Source organism: Paraburkholderia sp. BR10954, from assembly GCF_040965775.1.
GTDB lineage: Bacteria > Pseudomonadota > Gammaproteobacteria > Burkholderiales > Burkholderiaceae > Paraburkholderia > Paraburkholderia youngii.
Genome location: NZ_JBFRCK010000225.1, coordinates 1 through 456, shown reverse-complemented (window position 1 = coordinate 456; position 456 = coordinate 1). Strand labels below are relative to the sequence as shown.

At 57.7% G+C, this 456-nt stretch carries 1 protein-coding gene; it reads right to left on the bottom strand.

Annotation, left to right across the window (positions count from 1 at the left end):
* Positions 1-456: IS6 family transposase (locus AB4Y34_RS41990; protein ID WP_368719323.1), on the bottom strand; the 456-nt coding region annotated here is incomplete at both ends.

The following is a 456-nucleotide window of genomic DNA, read 5'->3' as shown; positions in this document are numbered from 1 at the left end:
CGGGCGCGGTGGTATCGCTGAGCCTGAGCGCGCAGAGGTCGAACTGCGCCTTGCGAATGCGATGCATCAACTCGATGCCTGAAATCGTGATCGCGGCACTTCTGAACCGTTTGAATCCAGGCATCACGTTCGTTCTTGATTTGATGTGACGATGGTCCTGTTCGATCAGATTATTGAGATACTTCGAAGAGCGCACCTTCGTGTCCTCGGGAAGCAGGCCGTCAATTTTCATCTCACGCACGGCCCGGTGCGACGCAGCATACCCATCGAGGGTGACCGTCTCCGGTGGCCGGCCTTGATGTTTGACCGCCTTGCCGAAAAAGGCTTTCGCCGCGGCCACATCGCGCTTGGACCTGAGCATGAAGTCTACCGTCTGGCCGTCCCGATCCACCGCCCGATATAGATAAACCCATTTGCCCCGGATCTTCAGGTACGTCTCGTCAACCCTCCACGACC